The sequence below is a fragment of the Roseovarius lutimaris genome (assembly GCF_900115165.1).
In the GTDB taxonomy this organism is placed as follows: Bacteria; Pseudomonadota; Alphaproteobacteria; order Rhodobacterales; family Rhodobacteraceae; genus Roseovarius; species Roseovarius lutimaris.
Window position 1 is genome coordinate 204,843 of the sequence record NZ_FOVP01000002.1, and the last position, 17,035, is coordinate 221,877.

Annotated in this window: 16 protein-coding genes; 3 read left to right on the forward strand and 13 right to left on the reverse strand. The window is 59.2% G+C overall.

What is annotated here, in order from left to right; genetic code table 11:
* Positions 1-114: 114 nt before the first annotated feature.
* The 9 genes from BMZ91_RS02625 to BMZ91_RS02665 all read right to left on the reverse strand — a co-directional run bounded on the left by BMZ91_RS02625 (position 115) and on the right by BMZ91_RS02665 (position 11,538).
* A complete protein-coding gene (locus BMZ91_RS02625) occupies positions 115-1,146 on the reverse strand; it encodes a LacI family DNA-binding transcriptional regulator (RefSeq protein ID WP_092833995.1) in 1,032 nt (343 codons plus the stop codon).
* Positions 1,147-1,488: 342 nt separating this feature from the next.
* Entirely contained in the window at positions 1,489-3,096 is a 1,608-nt protein-coding gene (gene pgi / locus BMZ91_RS02630) for a glucose-6-phosphate isomerase (RefSeq protein ID WP_092833997.1), read from the reverse strand.
* On the reverse strand, positions 3,093-3,746 hold the full coding sequence (eda, locus tag BMZ91_RS02635) for a bifunctional 4-hydroxy-2-oxoglutarate aldolase/2-dehydro-3-deoxy-phosphogluconate aldolase (RefSeq protein ID WP_092833999.1): 654 nt from the start codon (positions 3,744-3,746) through the stop codon (positions 3,093-3,095). The genes pgi and eda overlap by 4 nt, the downstream gene beginning before the upstream one ends.
* A gap of 3 nt (positions 3,747-3,749) precedes the next feature.
* The gene (edd, locus tag BMZ91_RS02640) at positions 3,750-5,558 is read right to left on the reverse strand and encodes a phosphogluconate dehydratase (protein WP_092834001.1); all 1,809 of its coding nucleotides are present in this window, start codon (positions 5,556-5,558) and stop codon (positions 3,750-3,752) included.
* 15 nt (positions 5,559-5,573) lie between these two features.
* Positions 5,574-7,046, reverse strand: a complete 1,473-nt coding sequence (gene zwf, locus BMZ91_RS02645) for a glucose-6-phosphate dehydrogenase (protein ID WP_092834003.1) — start codon at positions 7,044-7,046, stop codon at positions 5,574-5,576.
* 3 nt (positions 7,047-7,049) lie between these two features.
* Positions 7,050-8,081, reverse strand: a complete 1,032-nt coding sequence (gap, locus tag BMZ91_RS02650) for a type I glyceraldehyde-3-phosphate dehydrogenase (protein ID WP_092834005.1) — start codon at positions 8,079-8,081, stop codon at positions 7,050-7,052.
* 109 nt (positions 8,082-8,190) lie between these two features.
* Positions 8,191-9,117: a carbohydrate kinase family protein gene (locus BMZ91_RS02655; protein WP_092834007.1), complete on the reverse strand. Its 927-nt coding sequence runs from the start codon at positions 9,115-9,117 to the stop codon at positions 8,191-8,193.
* A gap of 3 nt (positions 9,118-9,120) precedes the next feature.
* On the reverse strand, positions 9,121-10,371 hold the full coding sequence (locus tag BMZ91_RS02660) for an ROK family transcriptional regulator (RefSeq protein ID WP_425441532.1): 1,251 nt from the start codon (positions 10,369-10,371) through the stop codon (positions 9,121-9,123).
* Positions 10,372-10,626: 255 nt separating this feature from the next.
* Positions 10,627-11,538 carry an FkbM family methyltransferase gene (locus BMZ91_RS02665; protein ID WP_092834009.1) on the reverse strand — a complete coding sequence of 304 codons (912 nt, stop codon included), beginning with the start codon at positions 11,536-11,538 and terminating at the stop codon, positions 10,627-10,629.
* Between the two features lie 157 nt (positions 11,539-11,695).
* Here BMZ91_RS02665 and BMZ91_RS02670 point away from each other — a divergent pair, with 157 nt between their 5' ends.
* The 3 genes from BMZ91_RS02670 to BMZ91_RS02680 all read left to right on the forward strand — a co-directional run bounded on the left by BMZ91_RS02670 (position 11,696) and on the right by BMZ91_RS02680 (position 14,011).
* Positions 11,696-12,010 carry a hypothetical protein gene (locus BMZ91_RS02670; RefSeq protein WP_092834011.1) on the forward strand — a complete coding sequence of 105 codons (315 nt, stop codon included), beginning with the start codon at positions 11,696-11,698 and terminating at the stop codon, positions 12,008-12,010.
* 72 nt (positions 12,011-12,082) lie between these two features.
* A complete protein-coding gene (gene ahcY / locus BMZ91_RS02675) occupies positions 12,083-13,471 on the forward strand; it encodes an adenosylhomocysteinase (RefSeq protein WP_092834013.1) in 1,389 nt (462 codons plus the stop codon).
* A gap of 198 nt (positions 13,472-13,669) precedes the next feature.
* Positions 13,670-14,011, forward strand: a complete 342-nt coding sequence (locus BMZ91_RS02680) for a DUF2853 family protein (RefSeq protein WP_092834015.1) — start codon at positions 13,670-13,672, stop codon at positions 14,009-14,011.
* A 272-nt stretch (positions 14,012-14,283) separates the two neighbouring features.
* Here the strand turns inward: BMZ91_RS02680 and BMZ91_RS02685 are convergent, their stop codons facing one another.
* Genes BMZ91_RS02685 through tsaD form a run of 4 tightly spaced genes read right to left on the reverse strand, consistent with a single transcriptional unit; the run spans position 14,284 to position 17,026 of the window.
* Entirely contained in the window at positions 14,284-14,703 is a 420-nt protein-coding gene (locus tag BMZ91_RS02685) for an EVE domain-containing protein (protein ID WP_092834017.1), read from the reverse strand.
* 3 nt (positions 14,704-14,706) lie between these two features.
* Positions 14,707-14,976: a YciI family protein gene (locus BMZ91_RS02690; RefSeq protein ID WP_092834147.1), complete on the reverse strand. Its 270-nt coding sequence runs from the start codon at positions 14,974-14,976 to the stop codon at positions 14,707-14,709.
* A complete protein-coding gene (locus BMZ91_RS02695) occupies positions 14,976-15,932 on the reverse strand; it encodes an NAD(P)H-dependent glycerol-3-phosphate dehydrogenase (protein WP_092834019.1) in 957 nt (318 codons plus the stop codon). Before BMZ91_RS02695 ends, BMZ91_RS02690 begins: the two co-directional genes overlap by 1 nt.
* Positions 15,929-17,026, reverse strand: coding sequence for a tRNA (adenosine(37)-N6)-threonylcarbamoyltransferase complex transferase subunit TsaD (gene tsaD, locus BMZ91_RS02700; RefSeq protein ID WP_092834021.1), 1,098 nt, complete (start codon positions 17,024-17,026; stop codon positions 15,929-15,931). Before tsaD ends, BMZ91_RS02695 begins: the two co-directional genes overlap by 4 nt.
* Between the last annotated feature and the right edge of the window lie 9 nt (positions 17,027-17,035).

Here is a 17,035-nt window from a genome sequence, read left to right on the forward strand (position 1 = left end):
GGTTCCTCCCTGTCACTGGATGATACCCGAGAAGTGTAGAAGTTTAGATGACGCGAAGTCAATATTTTATTGACGCGCGTAAAGTATTTATATTAACAACAATATCCCAAGGGGTTAAGCCGAGTCGCGCATGACCAATCTGCCATCAAACAGCGTTTCCTCCCGTTCTGATGGGCGATCATCCGATTCCAGAATTCTGAACAAGGTGCTGACCGCCCGATTCGCGATCGCGGCATAATCTTGCGCGATTGTCGTCAGCGGCGGGCAGGTAAACCTGGCAAACGGATGATCGTCATGTCCGGCAATACGAAGGCTACACCCTTTGCCATGACCGACACGTATCCCCAACCCATAGGCCGCCGACAGCATCCCGATGGCCAGCCGGTCATTGCTGCACAACACGGTGTTGGTCTGGAACACATTCTCGGACAACATCCGCCCGCCTTCGGCGCGGCCAATTTCCTCGAAATTCCACGCCTCCCCCTCGGCCTGGAAAATATTGGCGTCTTGCCCGTGGCGTTGCATGCTCTCCAGGTAGGCGTGCCGACGCTTGTTGGCGTTCGGGTTGGTCGGTGATTTCATCTCAAAGAAGCAGGGGGGCTCTCCGCTGCGGCAAAGGTATTCCACCATTAAATCAATGCTTTGGAAATTGTCTGTCCCCACAAATGCCTTGCCGACGCCCTCGATGTTGGCATCGAACAGCACCACCGGAACATCCCGATCAAATTTTTGAATGTCTGCCCTGTCCGATGCGCGCCCAAACGGCGCTAGCAAAACCCCCGCCGGCTTTAAGGATCTCAGCGAATCCAGATTGTCCCGCTCCATGGATGGGTTGCCGTGAGAACTCAGCAATATGGGGCTATACCCCGTTTCGATACAGGCGAGCTCAACCAGGCGGCCAATCTCGGAAAAGAACGGATCGGCCAGATTGGGAACGACAATGCCGATGTTCTTGGTTTTGCGCCGGTTCTGATTCACGGCAAACACATTGGGACGATAGTCGTGCTGTTCCAGCGCCTTTTCGATCCTTTCTCGCGTCGTGTGGCGCACGCTGTCTGGATCATTGAAAAATTTTGAAAGCGTAGGGCGCGAAATGCCACTGATGGCTGCGAATTCTTCCATGTTTCGAATTTTGCCCTGAGCCATTTTTACCTCGGAAATTTCTGTATATGTCGCGCGTAAACTATCTGTGAAAATACATTTGATCCCGAGCAAACGTCAAGGCAACAGAGCCGGGCGCACGAAAATACGCAGGCAGTGCAATGGACAAGAGCCCAAGCGCGCCCGTTTTTAAGGCTTTTCGAACAGCTGACAGAGCTTACCAGATCACCGCAAAAGGCGCGCGGGACGGGTCATTGAGGCCGAAAAGGACCGCCACCAATGCGCCAGGATCGATCGCCGCGTTCCAGGTGACTCTGTCAGAGAGTCGCGGCCAACCTAGAAATTATCCTTATTCAAAAGAACGAACGGATATCGCGGCAAGACACCTCAGGATGACAGTTTCCTGAGCAAACCCGCAGTCGAGCCGTCCTTGCCCGTCGGATTTGCCCCCTGGACCATTGGCAAGAGCGTGTTGGAAAGCTCTTTTCCAAGCTCGACACCCCATTGGTCGAAGGAATTGATGCCCCAGATGACGCCTTCGACGAAAACGCGATGCTCGTAAAGCGCGATGATCTGACCGAACGTGAAGGGCGTCAACTTGGGATAGGCAAGGGTCATGGACGGGCGGTTACCCGGGAAAGTGCGATGCTCGGCCTGAATGCGTTGCTGTTCACCCTCAAAGCCAAGGTTTCCAGCGATTTCCATCGCCTGTTCAATAGAGCGCCCCAGCATCAGCGCTTCGGACTGGGCGAGACAGTTGGCCTTTAGCAGATCATGATGCACTTTCAGGTCGGGCTCGTGGCTCTCTCCTGCGATCAGGAATTCTGTCGGAATAACGTCTGTTCCCTGGTGCAGAAGCTGAAAAAAGGCGTGCTGCCCATTGGTGCCGGGTTCGCCCCAGACGACGGTGCCGGACTTGCGGGCGAGGGGTTTGCCATCGGCTGAAACACTCTTGCCGTTGCTTTCCATGTCGAGCTGTTGGAGATATGCGGGAAGACGCAATAGCCTCTGGTCATAAGGCAGCACGGCCCGTGTCGGGTAACCGCAGATGTTGCGATGCCACACGCCCACCAATCCCATCAGAATTGGCAGGTTGCGGTCAAGGGGCGCGGTTTGAAAATGCCCGTCCATAGCGTTTCCGCCGGCCAGAAAAGCGCGGAAATTGTCGGGCCCGACGGCCAGCAGGATCGGCAATCCGACCGGCCCCCAGAGGGAGTACCGTCCACCAACCCAGTCGGCAAAGCCAAAAACCCGATCAGGGACGATGCCCATCTCTGCGGTCAGTTCCCGCGCTGTCGAGACCGCCGCCAAGTGCTCTCGCACTTTGGGCCCGACGCCCGCCTCTAGCCAATCCAGGGCTGTTCTGGCGTTGGTCATGGTCTCAATCGTGGTAAAGGTTTTCGAGGCGACGATGATCAGCGTGGTGTGCGGGTCGAGATCGCGCAAAGTGTCCCTTACATGGGCGCCGTCCACGTTCGAGACAAAATGGCACCGTGGCCCGTCGTGGTAAGGCGCCAATGCAAGCGTTGCCATGGCCGGCCCCAGGTCGGACCCGCCGATCCCGATATTAACCACATCTGTGAACCGCGCGCCGCCTGCGGCAACGATCTCGCCGCAACGGACGCCGTTTGCAAAGCGCTCCATTTTGCCAAGCGTTTCGGCAATTTCGGGGCGCACATCCTTGCCATCAACCTCCAGCGGCTGGCTCTCTGTGGCTCGCAGGGCAGTGTGCAACACGGCCCTGTCTTCGGTCGTGTTAATCTTGTCGCCGCGAAACATGGCCTCGCGTTTTTCGGCGATACCCGCCGTTTCCGCGAGTTCGAGCAAAAGCGTCAATGCCGCCGCATCTAGATTGGTTTTGGAATAATCCAGCAACAGACCATCGGCTTCGGCCGAGAAGTCCTCAAACCTGTCGGGAGCATCAAACAGCGAAATAATCTTGCGATCACCCGCAGCGGCCAGGTTTTCTTCAAGCTTGCGCCAGACAGTCGTCATGATTTGCCCTCCAGTTTCGCCGCGTCTCGTGCGAGGGATTCGATGCCGGCCCAATCTTGGCTCGCAATCAGGTTTTGTGGGGCGATCCAGCTTCCGCCTGCGCAGATGACGTTGGGCAGGCTCAGGTAGGTTTTGGCGTTGTCGGGGCTGATGCCGCCGGTTGGGCAAAAGGATATTTGCGGGAGCGGGGCGCCGATGGCTTTCAGCGCCGGGGCACCGCCGGATGCTTCGGCGGGAAAGAATTTGAGCATGTCATAGCCTCGGGCCAGCAATCGCATCGCCTCGGTCGCTGTTGCGGCGCCGGGAAGAAGCGGCAGGTCTTCTGCCTCGCAGGCCGCCAGCAATTCATCTGTCGCGCCGGGAGAGACGCCAAAGCTCGCGCCCGCATCCTTGGCGGCGCGCACATCGTCGGGCGTGATCAATGTGCCGGCCCCGACATGGCCACCGGCCACCTGCGACATCGCCCGGATGGCATCAAGCGCTGCGGGGGTGCGCAGGGTCACCTCAAGGGCGGGCAACCCCCCGGCGACCAGGGCTTCGGCGAGCGGGCGGGCCTGGCTGGCATCCTGTATCACCAGCACCGGCACGATCGGCGCCAAACCGCAGATTTCCTTGGTCAGGTGACAGGCATCTTGGGCAGAAAGCACCATGGATTATCCTCCGAAAATGGTTGCGCCGGTATCGGCCGCGCCGACATTTTGCCGGAATGCGGCAAAAAGTTCACGCCCGGCGCCGAATTGGTTTGCGCTCAGATCCGCCGTTTCGGGGGGGCGGTCCGATACCCCCGGGGTCAGAATATCCAACACGCCCTGCTCGGCATCGACGCGTAGAATATCACCATCGCGCAGGCGGGCAATCGCGCCGCCGTTGACCGCTTCGGGGCAGACATGAATGGCGGCAGGCACCTTGCCGGATGCGCCCGACATGCGACCATCGGTGACCAGGGCCACCTTCTGGCCGCGACCTTGCAGGATCGAAAGCAAGGGGGTTAGACTGTGCAATTCGGGCATGCCATTGGCCTTGGGCCCCTGAAACCGCACCACAACCACAAGATCGCCGGTCAGCTCGCCGGCCTTGAAGGCCGCTTTCACGTCGTCTTGGTCGGCAAAGACCCGGACGGGTGCCTCGACCACACGATGTTCGGGCGCAACGGCAGAGACTTTCATTACTGCCGTTCCCAGGGAACCGGTAAGAAGGGACAGGCCGCCGGTGGGTTGAAATGGGTCAGAGGCCGGGCGCAGGATCTTGTCGTTCAGGCTTTGCCCTGCCCCATCCTGCCAGGTCAGGTCTTCGTTGATCAACCGGGGTTCGCGGGTGTAGGTTTCAAGGCCGCCCCCGGCCACGGTTTTGGTGTCGGGATGCAGCAAGCCGCTGTCCAGAAGTTCGCCAATCATATAGCCAAGCCCGCCCGCCGCGTGGAAATGGTTCACATCCGCCAGACCATTGGGATAGACCTTCGCCAGAAGCGGCGTTATTTCCGACAGGTCCGAAAAATCCTGCCAATCGAGAATGATCCCGCCCGCGCGGGCCATTGCCAAAAGATGGATAAGAAGGTTGGTCGAGCCGCCGGTGGCGTTCAGACCAACGATGCCGTTTACAAAGGCCTTCTCGTTCAGGATATCGCAAACCGGCGTATAGGCATTGCCAATATCGCTGAGGGCCAATGCGGTTTGCGCGCCATGCCGGGTCAGCGCGTCGCGCAAAGGCGTATTCGGGGTCACAAAACTGGTGCCGGGCAGGTGCAGCCCCATGAATTCCATCAACATCTGATTGGTGTTGGCGGTGCCGTAAAACGTACAGGTGCCGGGGCCATGATAGGCCGCCATCTCGGCCGCCATAAGGGCATCGCGACCGACCTCGCCGGTGGCGAATTTCTGACGCACGATAGCTTTTTCATCATTGGCCAGGCCGCTTGTCATTGGCCCGGCGGGCAGGAAGACCGCAGGCAGATGACCAAAGGCCTGCGCGGCAATCACCAGCCCTGGCACAATCTTGTCGCAGACCCCGAGGAACACGGCGGCATCAAAGGTGTTATGGCTGAGCGCGACAGAAGCCGCCAAGGCGATGACATCGCGGGAAAACAGGCTAAGCTCCATGCCCGCCTCGCCCTGGGTCACGCCATCGCACATCGCCGGAACCCCGCCCGCCACCTGGGCGGTGCCCCCCACCGCGCGCACCGCCTCGCGGATCAGGTCGGGGTAACGTTCAAACGGCTGATGCGCCGACAGCATGTCGTTATAGGTGGTGACAATCCCGAGGTTGCCCGCCGTCGCCTGGCTCAACTGGTCCTTGTCTTCGCCCGAGGCCGCATAGGCATGGGCCTGTCCGCTACACGACAGATGCGCCCGGGCGGGCCCTTTTGAGCGGGCCGCGGTCATGCGGTCCAGATAGGCCCTGCGGGTTGGTGCGCTGCGGGCGATGATGTTCTGCGTCACCCTGTTCAGTGTTGAATTCAAAGCCATGTCATCTTCCTCCTTTCAGGGGATATCTTTTCGATCCGCTCGGTCCATCTCGCGCCAGCGGCGCCCGTCTCGGTGCAGCAGCATCAGCGCATCCTCGGGGCCCGAGCCTCCGGCGTCATAGGGGTGAGGGCGCTGATGTGCCTCGGCCCAACCGGCGATCAGCGGGTCCGCCCATTCCCATGCGGCTTCTACCTCGTCGCCGCGCATGAACAGCGTCTGATCACCGCGGATCACGTCCATGATCAGCCGCTCATAGGCATCCTGCGCCTCGGCCCCATCGCTCAGGGCATCGGCAAACGTCATGTCCAGCGTGACCTCGGCCAGTCGCAGACCGCCGGGGCCGGGTTCCTTGATCGTTGTGCGCAGGGTAATGCCCTCATCCGGTTGTAGTCGGATGATCAGCGCATTACCACGCCGCCCTTCCAGTTTTGGAAAGATCATGTGGGGCGGGTCGCGAAACATCACGACAATTTCGGAACAGCGCGCCCGGAGCTTTTTGCCGGTGCGCAGATAAAACGGCGTGCCCGCCCACCGCCAGTTGCCGATATTGACCTTCATCGCAACAAAGCTTTCGGTTCGGCTGTCGGGATTGCCGACGTGATCGACATAGCTGTCGTTGCCTGCCGCTTGCCTGTATTGGCCGCGCACGATGTCATCCTGGGCCACCGGCTCTAGTGCCTCGATCACTTTGACCTTTTCGTCACGCACTGCGTTTGGCGAGAGCTTCGAGGGGGGCTCCATCGCGGTCAGGCACAAAAGCTGCATCAAGTGGTTCTGCACCATGTCGCGCATTGCGCCCGAGCGGTCATAATAGTCGCCGCGCCCGCCGACCCCGATGCTTTCGGCCACGGTGATCTGTACGTGATCAATATGGGTGGCGTTCCACAGGGGTTCCCAAAGAGAATTGGCAAAGCGCAACGCCATCAGGTTCTGAACGGTTTCTTTTCCGAGATAGTGATCAATCCGGTAAATCTGATGTTCGTCAAAGTTGCGGCGCAACTCCGCATTCAGCGATCGCGCCGTTTCCAGATCATGACCAAAAGGTTTTTCCACCACGATGCGGCTTTGTGGCGTCGCAATGCCATGCGTATTCAGGCTGGCGGCAATCGGGCCAAAGAGCGAGGGCGACACCGACAGATAGAACGCCCGGATCACATCAGGCCGCAGCAGTTTGGCCAGTTCGGACCAGCCCCCGCCGCCCGTGGCATCGACACGCACATAGCTGAGCTTGTCGAGAAAGGCGTTCAGCGCGTCTGTATCGGCCGCCGTCCCGGGGGCAAATTCCAACAGGCTGTTGCGCACCATGTCCTGAAACTCTGACTGCTCCATATCCGAGCGCGCCGAGCCGATCACACGTGCGCCCTCGGGCAATTGGCCGACAAGGGCGCGGTGAAACAGACCCGGCAGAATTTTGCGACGTGCAAGGTCACCGGTAATACCAAAGATCACCAGATCAAACGGGTCAACCGGAATGACGCGGGATACCATCGCTTAGCCCACACGTTTCTGAGGGTAGGGAAGGGCAAGCAATTCGCCGATGCGCCGCCCGGTTTCAATCATCCGGTTCGAAAACCCCCATTCGTTGTCATACCAGCTGACGACGCGCACCAGGCCACCCGCAGTCACGCTGGTCTGGGCTGCGGCAAAGCATGACGAATGCGGATCATGATTGAAATCGACCGACACCAGCGGATCTTCCTCATAGGCGAGAATACCTGCAAGCTCACCCGTTGATGCGGTTTCGAGTGCGGCGTTGATCGCGTCGCGGGTCGCCGGTTTTTCCGGCACAAAGCTAAGATCGACCAGCGACACATTGGGCGTCGGTACGCGGATGGCAGAGCCTTCGAGTCGGCCCTTGAGCTGTGGCAGCACCAGAGAAATCGCGCGCGCGGCGCCGGTCGAGGTGGGCACCATCGACAGGGATGCAGCCCTGGCACGGTAAAGATCGCGATGGCTGGTGTCATGGCTGGGCTGATCACCGGTGAAAGAATGAACCGTGGTCATGTAGCCGGTTTTGATGCCAAACTCCCGGTCCAGCACCATCGCCATCGGGGCAAGGCAATTTGTGGTGCAAGACGCGTTTGAGACAATCACATCGTGGTCGGTCAGCGTCAGATGATTGACCCCGTAGACAACCGTGCGGTCCACATCCTGACCCGGCGCCGATATCAGAACCCGCCGTGAGCCGTTGGCCAAATGCCGCGCCGCATCGGCGCGTGTAGTGAAAAGACCTGTGCATTCATAGGCGATATCAACATCCTGCCAGGGCAAGTCTTCGGGGGTGCGAATGGCCGTGAGGCGGATGCTGTGGTTGCCAACCTCAATCCGGTCTCCGATCAGCCGCACGCGCGCCTTGAGGCGGCCATGAACACTGTCATATCGAAGCAGATGTGCGATGGTTTCCGGCGCGGCCAGATCATTGATCGCCACAACCTTGATGTCATCCGCGCCACTTTCGATCAAGGCCCGCAGAACACCCCGCCCAATTCGCCCAAAGCCGTTGATTGCAATATTAACGGTCATCTTCTTTCCTCCGTTTGGTTTGGTCGGCAAGAACCAAATTTATGCTAGTATTGTTAGCGCTAACATATTTGCGCCAAAAAAAGAACCATGCCTTGCTCTCCGGAACATCTCATAACTCTCCTGCCCAGGGAGGATTGGCGCCGACACGAGAGACCGTGATCGCCGCAACCCGGGCACCATGCGACAGAACCTCTCTCACTATGTCCTCAGAGAGATGATTCAGGCCGGATTTACGCAACTGGCCAAGCTCTGACAGTTTGGCTAGAACGCCGGCATTGAACGTATCTCCAGCCCCTACCGTGTCACAGATTTGAGCCTGGACCGCGGGCACCTGAACCTCGGTGCCATTTGACAAAAACCCTGTCGCACCTTCACCGCCACGCGTCAGGATAACCAGGGACGGCCCTTTGTTCAGTATCGCCTCGACCTTTTCAAGCAACGACAAAGGAACCGGCAAGATCCAGTTCAGGTCTTCGTCAGACACCTTTACGATATCGGTCAACGTCAACATCCGCTCCAGTCTGGAGCGGTAACGATCAATGTCGCGAATGAAGCTGGGACGGATGTTGGGATCAAGCATGACCGCCCGCCCGTCACTCTCGCGCTCAAGCAAAGAGGCATAGGCGTCCGCGCCGGGCTCACACGCCAGGCTGATCCCGCCGAAATAGAGTGCGGAAACCTCGGCAGGCAAAACCGGCATGTCGTCAGGTTTCAACATACGCCCGGCTGAATTCTCGTCATAAAAATCATAGGTCGCATGACCGTTCAGAAGACGAACGAAGGCCAGGGTGGTGGGGCGGTCTGTGGTTATCACGTGGGAAATTCCGACATGGCTGGCCTTCAGCGCATCTGTAAGTTGTTGCCCGAACATGTCGTTCGACACTCCGGTCAGCATGCCAGTCTGCACCCCAAGCCTGCCCAGAGCGATCGCGGTATTGAACACCGCACCGCCGCAATGGGGCACGAAGCCGTCAAGCCCAGTTTTGGTCGGGGCCGGGATCATGTCGATCAGTGCTTCGCCGCAGCAGAGTATCATCTCTCAGCCTTTCAGGTATGCATTTCGGTCAACGAGGAACCTTTCGGACAACGGCAGACTTGCAGCACCCAGAGACCGGGCATCGCTGCCGATCGTGCCTTCGCGTATCTCCGGGGCTGTGATGCCTGCCAAGGACAACCTGCCAAGGCGACGGCTTGTGCGTTTGACCAGTTCGGCCCGCACCTCTGCTGGCATCCAGCCGTCGACGAGGACACAGTTGAAATCAATCAAACAGGTGGAAGACAGGATCGCCTGGGCGATCCCGTTGGCCGCCTCATCCATCCATGGGCCCAGTATATCTTCGGGAAGGTGCCAGCTGTCAGGCGAGCCCCAAATCATGTCACCATCGCCACCCTGGGCCACAAACTCGGTGTCCAGCGCCACAAGCGAGGCAACTTCCACCAACTGGCGCGCCTTGCCACCCGCAGCGGCAATCGGCAGCGAGCCAAGCGCCGCAGCGTTTCCGCTCTGTCCGGTATATAGCGCATTGTCCAGGACCAGCCCGCCGCCAATAAAGAACCCGACAAAAAAGTATAGAAAGTTCCGCGGCTTGGTCTGATCCCCAAAAACCAGTTCCGCGCCGCAGGCCGCAGAGGCATCATTGCAGATAAACACAGGGAAATCCCATCGTTCCCCGATCTCGGCCGCAATATCGCGATCGCGCCAGCCTGCCATCTCGGCGGGATCAATGCCCAACGGTTTGGCCCAGTCCCAAAGCTGAAACGGCAAGGCGATGCCCAGCCCCGCCACGCGCGCCCGATGCTCGACTGGCAACCTGTCAAGAAGTTGTTCGATTGCGTCATTTGCAAATTCTATTGCACCATCCGGGGTCGGGTAGCGGTGAGCAAGGCGCAAGCGGTGTTCCACATGTCCCAGGAAATCTGTCAGAACCAGATCCAAACTGCGCCGACCCACTTTGAGGCCAAGGAAGAATGCGCCATCCTTGTTCAGCCCCATCGGCACAGACGGCTGCCCGACCCTGCCTCTTACCGGCCCGCCTTTCTTGAGCAAACCATCTGCCTCAAGCGACCGCATTATTACCGATACGGTTTGCGCCGACAGCCCCGTCAATTGTGCAATCCTGGCTTTGGCCAGAGCGCCTGATCGCCGGATCAGAGACAGAACGAGGCGCTCATTATAGGCGCGCATTCCGCTTTGATTCGAACCACGGGCGGCCGCTTGCGCAGCACTTCCGCTTTCTACCCTGGCCAACGTGTTTTCCATCAGATTCTCGATAAACGGCAAATCCACCATTCGTCAAAACCTTACAGATTCGCCTTATCCTGTCAATAAATAAATAAGAGTGATTTATTTATCCGAAGAATATGGGAGCATTGGCTTTCTTACAGGCGAGAGCCAGAACAATTTTTCTGAACCGATTGGCACCGTTGAATGTGTGCTTGACTGGGTGCCGGGGCATTTTCCAACTGATCCGCATGGTCACGGCTGGCAGCTTTCAATACGCTGAATAGCCAGCTTTTGGGTCCAAGCCCCAGGCCGTGTCTGCATTTATACAGCCGTTACAAACCCTTCGATCATCGCGGCCAGGAGGGGCGAGCCTTCCTGCGCCGCGAGAAAGTTGTAGCCTTTGTAGGGATCGGTTTTAAAGGCGCGGATCGCGTCAACCGAGGGCATAGGTACAATTCCATCCTCAATCGCAAAGAGGCGCATATCGCCGAGACCCAGCAAATGCGCGCTTGGGGTGCAGGCGGGATCATTGCCGTGATCCTCGTAGATCAGAACGCTGCCGTCTTTGATTGCCTGCGTTGCGCCGTCTATCGCCGCAACCTCGGCGCCCTCAACGTCAAGTTTGATAAGCGCGGCGGTGCCCGCAGGCACCAGATCGTCAATCGCCAGCGTCGTGACGGTCTCGGTCTGATCGCCTTGCCCGGCCCCCGTAGCCCCCAAAAGCCGCGCCGAGGCATGGCTGAGGTGGGTATTGAGAAATGTCAGCGTTTCGCCCGACCGCGCATGAATAGCGGCGCGGTGCAGGGTGACATTGGGGAGATCGCCCGCGTTTCGCGCGAGCGCGGCATAGGTTTTAGCCGAGGCCTCGACCGCGATCACATGCTCGAACATCGCAGCACTTTGGATGGTCCAATAGCCCTTGTTCGCGCCAAGATCACAAAACAGCGGCACCTGTCCCTGCGCTGCATCAAGGGCGGCTGCGACCTCTGGTTCATACGGAAAGCGGTAGAGCGCGAAGCGTGTCCAATAACCGTCATTTAGCGATATGCGAAACGGCGCACCGCCATTGACGCGCAAGAACGCGGCATTTTCCGGGCTGAAGATCCGCCCAAGACCGCGCGCAAAGCGCCCATAAAGCCCACGGGTCACGGCCAGCCGAAACAGCCCCATCAGCAACAGATATTGCAGACGGGCGGCAGGGCTGGAGAATGTAATGCTGCGCTGGCGTGTCATGCGGGCACAGGTAGTCGCGCCGCCACGCAAGCGCAAACCCAAAACACAAAACCCACACGCGCTTGTGTGTCGAGTTTTAGTGCATGAGCGCCGTGAAACCCCCAGATTCGAGGTGTGAAAACCGGCGCTGATGCGCCCCGGATAAAGGAGATATCCCATGTTTAAACGTTTATGCTCCACCGCTCTTATCTTTGGCGCCGCAGCCCTTGCGCCGCCGCAACCGGCCGCTGCGCAGGGTCTGAGTTGCTTGCCGCGAGACGCACTTGTTGAGCGGCTGGAAGGTCGATATCGCGAACATCTCGCCGGGGGTGGGCTTCAGAATGCGCAACAATTGCTCGAGGTCTGGACCTCGGCTGAAACCGGGACATTCACGGTTTTCATCACCCGGCCCGATGGGGTGAGCTGTATTGTGGCGACCGGGCAGCATTGGAATGAGGCCACCCAAACCCGGCTTGATGGGGTGGCGGGGTAATCGCGCATTGCCCACAAGGGGGGTGAGTGGTATCTGGCCTGCAAATTAGTTATGCAAGGAGCCACCCCCCACATGGCACAGGATTATATCGTCAAGGACATCAACCTCGCGGCCTATGGGCGCAAGGAACTGAATATCGCTGAAACCGAAATGCCGGGCCTGATGGCGTTGCGTGCCGAATACGGCGAGGCCAAGCCGCTCAAGGGCGCGCGGATCGTGGGCAGCCTGCACATGACGATCCAGACGGCTGTTCTGATCGAGACGCTGGTTGATCTTGGCGCCGATGTACGCTGGGCCTCGTGCAATATCTTTTCCACGCAGGACCATGCGGCGGCGGCGATTGCTGAAGGTGGCACGCCGGTTTTCGCAATCAAGGGTCAGAGCCTCGAAGAGCACTGGGATTACCTTGACAAGTCGTTCATGTTCGAGGACGGCCCGAACCTGATCCTTGATGATGGTGGCGATGCCACGCTCTACGTTCTGCTCGGCGCGCGCGCCGAAGCCGGAGAGGACATCATCCCGGTGCCCACCTCGGAAGAGGAAGAGGCCATCAAGGCCCAGATCGCCAAGCGCATGGCCGCAAGCCCCGGCTGGTTCACCAAGACCCGAGACCAGATCGTAGGTGTCTCTGAGGAAACCACCACCGGCGTGCATCGTCTCTATGACCTGCACAAGAAAGGCCAGCTTCCGTTCCCGGCGATCAACGTGAACGACTCTGTGACCAAGTCGAAGTTTGACAACAAATACGGCTGCAAGGAATCGCTGGTTGACGGCATCCGCCGCGCCACCGACACGATGATGGCGGGCAAGGTTGCCGTGGTCATGGGGTACGGCGATGTTGGCAAAGGCTCGGCGGCGTCGCTGCGCGGTGCGGGGGCCCGTGTTAAGGTGACCGAGGTCGATCCGATCTGCGCGCTTCAGGCCGCGATGGACGGGTTTGAAGTTGTCTTGCTGGAAGATGTCGTATCCTCGGCGGATATCTTCATCACCACCACCGGCAACAAGGACGTGATCCGCATCGAGCATATGCGCGAGATGAAGGATATGGCGATTGTCGGCAACATCGGCCACTTTGATAACGAGATCCAGGTTGCGACCCTCAAGAACCACAAATGGACCAACATCAAAGAACAGGTCGACATGATCGAGATGCCGAATGGTCATCGTCTTATCCTGTTGTCCGAGGGGCGCTTGCTGAACCTTGGCAATGCCACGGGTCACCCGTCTTTTGTGATGTCGGCCTCGTTCACCAACCAGGTTCTGGCACAGATCGAGCTTTGGACCAAAGGCGACCAGTACAAGAACGACGTCTACATCCTGCCCAAGCATCTTGATGAAAAGGTTGCGCGCCTTCACCTCGACCGGATTGGCGTCAAGCTGACCAAGATGGATGCCGAGCAGGCGGCCTATATCGGCGTCTCGCCGGATGGCCCGTTCAAGCCCGAGCATTACCGTTATTGATCACGCAAATGCCTATGGTGAGCGCCCGTTGACCGGTTGGTTGGCGGGCGTTTTTCGTATGCATTGCGCCTAAGGGGAGAGTTCGGAAAATTTTCCCTTTGTGCGGATAAAGTCTGTCGTTATCGTGCCCAAAGCTTCGGTATCGGGGCATGGAGAAATGATAAGCGGCCAAAGCGCCGAAAATCTGGGAGAGATTTGATGGGAAAGCGTGACGATTTGATTGCTCAATATGCGGATGACCTGCGCAACAAGTGCGGGATGCAGCCGGATATGGGCCTGTTGACCAAGGTGACAATCGGCTGTGGGCCGGCGATCTATAACGCCGATGCCTCGACAGTGGCTGGTAGCCAGCCAGGAGAGATTGAAACGGTCAAGAACAATTTCCTGATCAAGAAACTGGGCCTTGCCGATGGTCCGCAGCTGGATGATGCGATTGCTCAGGTGATCGAGGTTTACGGCAAATCCGAGCGCAACAAATACCGTGCGGTCGTCTATTACATGCTGACCAAACATTTCGGCAAAGAGGCGGTCTACGGATAAGCAGGACCACATCCATGTGTTAAAGCGCCTGCCCGATGCGGCGGGCGTTTTTCATTTGTGCGCGGTACGCTGCTGCGGCGCTGTCAATTTGAACTAGTTTTGCGCTATTCGGTGTTTGGAAAATGGGCGAGGGTGGCGTAGAAAGAGAGTGTTCGCGCCAGTAAGGCCGATACCTAATTCAGTTACACGTGTGGTGCTTTGGGAGCACGTGGGGTGACGGAGGGTGTTGGCATTCTGGTCAACACCCTCCGTTTTATCTTCAGGGCTGTGATCTAGGGTGTAAGCCCTGCGAGATCGCAGATGATGCGCCATTCCTCTTCGGTCACCGGCTGAACCGACAGGCGCGAGTTTTTCACCAGAACCATATCGGCAAGGCGTGGATCGGCCTTGATCATGTCCAGAGTGACCGGCGTTTTCGCGCCCTCGATGGCCTTGATATCCACACAGTCCCACCGCGGATCGTCGGCCTTGCTATCGGGGTGAGAGGTGGCGATCACCTCGACACTGCCGACAACCGCCTTTTCCTTTTGGCTGTGGTAGAAAAAACCGCGATCACCAAGCGCCATTTCACGCATGAAGTTGCGCGCCTGATAGTTGCGCACGCCATCCCATTCCTCGCCTGCGTCGCCCTTGGCGATCTGGTCTTGCCAGCCCCAGGTCGAGGGCTCGGATTTGAACAGCCAATAGCGCATATTTTAGATGACTTTCTTCCACGGAATCAATTCAACGCCTGAAAACAGCCCGGCCTTGGCGTAGGGGTCATTTTCGGCCCAGTCCCTGGCGGCTTGCATGTCCTCGACGTCAAGAATGACCAGCGAGCCGATCATGCCGCCGTCATCATCCAGAAGCGGGCCGGCCTGACTTACCACACCGGTGGATTTGAGATAGGCGATATGCGTGTCGCGGTTATCAAGGCGGGTTTGCAGGGCACCGGGTTTGTCACGGGCAATCAGGGCAATCAGCATCATTCTTCCTTCAATGGTCTGGAGAGCAGCATATCCATAGCCTGATCGACGCGCAATTCACCATTGACCAAAGCGGTCACGGCATGGGTGATCGGCATATCAATCTTCATCGCTGTGGCGCGGGCAAGAACCGCGTGCGCGGTTGCGGCGCCTTCGACCGTGACGGCTGGGTCAAACCCGGTGCCCTCGCCGATACTCAGACCAAAGCGGTAATTACGCGACTGATCCGAGGTACAGGTAAGCGCGAGATCGCCAAACCCGGAAAGCCCGGCAAGGGTGTCTGGGTGAGCCCCAAGTGCCCGCGCAAAACGGTTCATTTCGGCAAACCCCCGCGTCATCAAGGCGGCGCGTGCGCTTTCACCAAGCCCGGCGCCGATGACCGCACCGCAAGCAATCGCGATCACGTTCTTGAGGGCGCCGCCCAGCTCTGCGCCGGTGGTGTCAGTGGTGCGATAAAGCCGCAGATTGGGGGTGGTCAGCGCCGATTGAAGCGCCTTGCCGGTGCCCTCATCCGCACAGGCCAGCGTTAGCGCGGTCGGCAGGCCAAGTGCGATATCGCGGGCAAAGCTTGGCCCGGTGAGAATGGCGGCATTTGATCCAGGGCAAGCCTGGGCAATAAGCGCGGTCGGCCCAAGCCCTGTTGCCAGATCGACCCCCTTGCAACAGGCCACCAGCGGACGATTATCAAGAGCCGCCGCAAAATCTTCCAGAAAGCCGCCCAGTTTTTGCATCGGAATGGCCAGCAGACAGGGTTGCCTGCCCGCCGCCAGCGGCCCGCTGGTCAGCGTGATGCGCTCTGGCAGATCTATGCCGGGCAGGCGTCGCGCATTCTCGCGGGTGGCGCGCATTTCGGCGGCGTGCCCCGCGTCGCGTGCCCAAAGCGTTACCGGCGCAATCTTGGCCAGCGAGACCGCCAATGCGGTGCCAAAGGCCCCTGCGCCACAAACGGTAATCATGCCTTGGCCCCCTTTTTGCCGCTGCCAAGCATCGCCGGGCTGGTGCGATCCAGCGGCCAGCGGGGCCGGGCGGCCAATGTCATGTCATCGTGGTGCCCGGTCATGAATAGCTCGGCCCCCGCATAGGCGATCATCGCCGCATTATCGGTGCAAAGCGCCAGCGGCGGCGCGATAAAGCGCGCGCTGACCTCTGCGGCGGTCCGTTCAAGACCGGCGCGAATACTTGCATTGGCGGCAACGCCCCCGGCCACGGCCAGGACTGGCGTGGCGGGATTTTCCGCGAGATAGGCGACAAGGGCGCGGGCGGTCTTTTGGGCCAGCACATCGCTTACCGCCGCCTGAAACCCGGCGCAAAGATCGGCGCGATCCTGCGGGGTTAGCCCCGATTTTTCGGCAATCACCTGATCGCGGGCGCGCAGAAGCGCGGTTTTAAGCCCCGAGAACGACAGATCACAACCAGGACGATCCAATAGCGGGCGGGGAAAGCGAAAGCGTTTGGCATCGCCTTTGCGCGCTTCGTGCTCAACCGCCGGGCCGCCGGGTTGCGGCAGACCCAAAAGCCGCGCTGTCTTGTCAAATGCCTCGCCGGGGGCGTCGTCGATGGTGCCGCCAAGCCGGGTAAAATCATCCGGGCCACGCACGATCAGAAACTGGCAATGCCCGCCCGAGACAAGCAACATCAGGTAAGGATAGGCAATTTGATCAGTAAGGCGCGGTGTCAGGGCGTGCCCGGCCAGATGGTTCACGCCGATCAGCGGCAGGTTCGCGCCCGCCGCGATCCCCTTGGCGCACATCACCCCCGCGATCACCCCGCCGATAAGGCCCGGCCCGGCGGTGACCGCCACCGCGTCAAGATCGCGCAGGGCGACACCGGATTGCGCAAGCGCGTCGCGCACGCACAAATCAAGCTTTTCGGTATGGGCACGGGCGGCAATTTCGGGCACCACGCCGCCAAAATCGGAATGCAGCGCGGTTTGACCGAACACAACAGAGGACAGGATTTCAGCCGCGCCCGTGGTTGGAATGCGTAAAATTGCGGCGGCGGTGTCGTCGCAGCTGCTTTCGAGGCCCAGAAGGATCAACGGCTGTGTCATAATCCTGCC

What these genes read in the sequence shown, in the direction of transcription:
- BMZ91_RS02625 (WP_092833995.1), bottom strand. Translation starts at nt 1,146, where the DNA reads ATGGCTCAGGGCAAAATTCGAAACATGGAAGAATTCGCAGCCATCAGT.
- pgi (WP_092833997.1), bottom strand. Translation starts at nt 3,096, where the DNA reads ATGACGACTGTCTGGCGCAAGCTTGAAGAAAACCTGGCCGCTGCGGGT.
- eda (WP_092833999.1), bottom strand. Translation starts at nt 3,746, where the DNA reads ATGGTGCTTTCTGCCCAAGATGCCTGTCACCTGACCAAGGAAATCTGC.
- edd (WP_092834001.1), bottom strand. Translation starts at nt 5,558, where the DNA reads ATGGCTTTGAATTCAACACTGAACAGGGTGACGCAGAACATCATCGCC.
- zwf (WP_092834003.1), bottom strand. Translation starts at nt 7,046, where the DNA reads ATGGTATCCCGCGTCATTCCGGTTGACCCGTTTGATCTGGTGATCTTT.
- gap (WP_092834005.1), bottom strand. Translation starts at nt 8,081, where the DNA reads ATGACCGTTAATATTGCAATCAACGGCTTTGGGCGAATTGGGCGGGGT.
- BMZ91_RS02655 (WP_092834007.1), bottom strand. Translation starts at nt 9,117, where the DNA reads ATGATACTCTGCTGCGGCGAAGCACTGATCGACATGATCCCGGCCCCG.
- BMZ91_RS02660 (WP_425441532.1), bottom strand. Translation starts at nt 10,371, where the DNA reads ATGGTGGATTTGCCGTTTATCGAGAATCTGATGGAAAACACGTTGGCC.
- BMZ91_RS02665 (WP_092834009.1), bottom strand. Translation starts at nt 11,538, where the DNA reads ATGACACGCCAGCGCAGCATTACATTCTCCAGCCCTGCCGCCCGTCTG.
- BMZ91_RS02670 (WP_092834011.1), top strand. Translation starts at nt 11,696, where the DNA reads ATGTTTAAACGTTTATGCTCCACCGCTCTTATCTTTGGCGCCGCAGCC.
- ahcY (WP_092834013.1), top strand. Translation starts at nt 12,083, where the DNA reads ATGGCACAGGATTATATCGTCAAGGACATCAACCTCGCGGCCTATGGG.
- BMZ91_RS02680 (WP_092834015.1), top strand. Translation starts at nt 13,670, where the DNA reads ATGGGAAAGCGTGACGATTTGATTGCTCAATATGCGGATGACCTGCGC.
- BMZ91_RS02685 (WP_092834017.1), bottom strand. Translation starts at nt 14,703, where the DNA reads ATGCGCTATTGGCTGTTCAAATCCGAGCCCTCGACCTGGGGCTGGCAA.
- BMZ91_RS02690 (WP_092834147.1), bottom strand. Translation starts at nt 14,976, where the DNA reads ATGCTGATTGCCCTGATTGCCCGTGACAAACCCGGTGCCCTGCAAACC.
- BMZ91_RS02695 (WP_092834019.1), bottom strand. Translation starts at nt 15,932, where the DNA reads ATGATTACCGTTTGTGGCGCAGGGGCCTTTGGCACCGCATTGGCGGTC.
- tsaD (WP_092834021.1), bottom strand. Translation starts at nt 17,026, where the DNA reads ATGACACAGCCGTTGATCCTTCTGGGCCTCGAAAGCAGCTGCGACGAC.